Origin of the sequence: Mycobacterium sp. E342 (assembly GCF_001667665.1) — a bacterium.
GTDB lineage: Bacteria > Actinomycetota > Actinomycetes > Mycobacteriales > Mycobacteriaceae > Mycobacterium.
Genome location: NZ_LZJM01000140.1, coordinates 1 through 2,100, shown reverse-complemented (window position 1 = coordinate 2,100; position 2,100 = coordinate 1). Strand labels below are relative to the sequence as shown.

The 2,100-nt window shown below is 65.3% G+C and carries 1 protein-coding gene; it reads right to left on the bottom strand.

The window, feature by feature from the left end; translation table 11 throughout:
- Positions 1-2,100: condensation domain-containing protein (locus A5692_RS09270; RefSeq protein WP_156765999.1), on the bottom strand; the 2,100-nt coding region annotated here is incomplete at both ends.

Sequence of the window (2,100 nt, the reverse complement as noted above, 5' to 3'; positions counted from 1 at the left end):
GCGTGCAATGCCTCCGGGGAGGCGGTCACTGCCTCGGGCACCATCACCAATCGGCCCCCACCCAGCAGGGCGCCGAAGATCTCCCACACCGAAAAGTCGAATGCATACGAATGACACTGCGTCCACGCCCGCCCCGGTCCCAGGCCCGCGTCCAGAGAGTCGATCAACTGGGTGACGTTGCGCTGGGTAATAGCAACGCCCTTGGGCATACCGGTGGTGCCCGAGGTGTAAATCAAGTACGCGATATCGTCGGCGGCCGGACCCGGAAACGCGGTACCCGGTTGAAGATCGATAGCGGGGTCGTTGACATCGATCACCACCGGCACGCCATGACCGTCGAGCCGTCCGGCCAGCTCGGCGGTGGTCACCACGGTGGTCGGGGCGGCATCGGTGAGCAGGAACTCGATCCGCGCTGTCGGCCATCCTGGATCCATCGGCATATAGGCGGCCCCGGTCTTGAGTATCGCCAGGATCGCGATGATGGCCTGCGCGCCGCGCGGCATCAGCAACCCCACATACCCACCGGGGCCGGCGCCATGGGCAACCAATAAGTGCGCCAACCGATTCGTCGACTCATCGAGTTCCCGATACGTCCAGCACCGGTCCTCGAAAGTCAACGCCACCGCATTCGGTGTGCAGGTGACTTGGGCGGCAAACGCTGCCGGAATCGACACCCCCGACGCAGCTGGCTTCTCCAACACCGCCCGGTTACCCCATGTCTGCAGCCGGGCTTGCTCCTGCGCATCGAGCAGCTCGATCAAGGACACCGGCCGTGACGGATCTGCGGTCATGGCTGCCAGCACCCGCTGGAATCGGGTGATCAGGGTGTGGATGGTGTTGGGGTCGAAGATGTCGGTGCGGAATTCCACCACCCCGGCGATCCCCGCGGGCTCACCCCCTTTGCCCCAGCGCTCACCCAAGGAGAACGTCAAATCCATTCGCGCAGTGCGGGTTTGCACCGGTATGGGGTTGGCCTGTAGGCCAGCCAAGTCCAGCTGGGTCAGGTCGTGGTGCTGCCAGGCCAGCATCACCTGCACCAACGGATGGTGAGCCAGCGAGCGGGCCGGATGCAGCCGTTCCACCAACACCTCAAAGGGCACGTCTTGGTGCTCGTAGGCGGCCAGGCTGCGCGCACGCACCCGGCCAAGGACTTCGGCCACACTGGGATTCCCGGCCAGATCGACGCGTAACACCAGGGTGTTGACGAAAAACCCGACCACCTCATCCAAAGCAGCATCACGCCGGCCGGCGATCGGGAACCCTACGGCCACATCAGTATTGGTGGTGAGTTTGGCCAACAACACTGCCAAGCCCGCCTGGATCACCATGAAACTGCTCACCTGATTCGCCCGGGCCGCCCAGGCGATCTGTTGCTGCAACTGCGCGGGCCACTCGATCGTGATGCTGGCCCCGCGATAATCGGCGACCGCCGGATACGGCCGATCCGTCGGCAACGCCAAACGTTCGGGCATCCCGGCCAACGCGTCTTGCCAGTAAGCCAACTGCGCGCCGATCAGACTATCCGGATCCTCTACGTCACCGAACTGCTCACGCTGCCACAGTGTGTAATCGGCGTACTGTACTGCCAACGGCACCCAACCCGGGGCCTGGCCTTGAGCCCGGGCGGCATAAGCGGTGCCCAGGTCACCGATCAGCGGGGTGATCGACCAGCCATCAGCAGCGATGTGGTGGGCCACCGCCACCAACACATACTCATCGGGGCCCAACCGGAAAAGCTGGGCGCGCAACGGGATCTCGGCCACCAAATCAAACGCGTGACTGGCCACCGCGGCGATGGCCTCCTCGAGCCGCTCGTGCGTCCACTCACCGGCATCGGTCACCGCCCAGCCGAACTCGGCCCGCTCGACCGGCACCACCTGCTGCTCAGGGACCCCGTCCACCGTGGGGAACAGGGTGCGCAGGCTTTCATGGCGGCCCACCACATCGGTCAGCGCGGCCGCCAGGGCCTCCACGTCGAGTGGCCCGTGCAGGCGCACCGCCACGGGCATGTTGTAAACCGCAGACCGGCCCAGTAACTGGTCGATAAACCACAACCGGGACTGGGCAAACGACAACGGCACCCGCTCCGGGCGCTCCCCG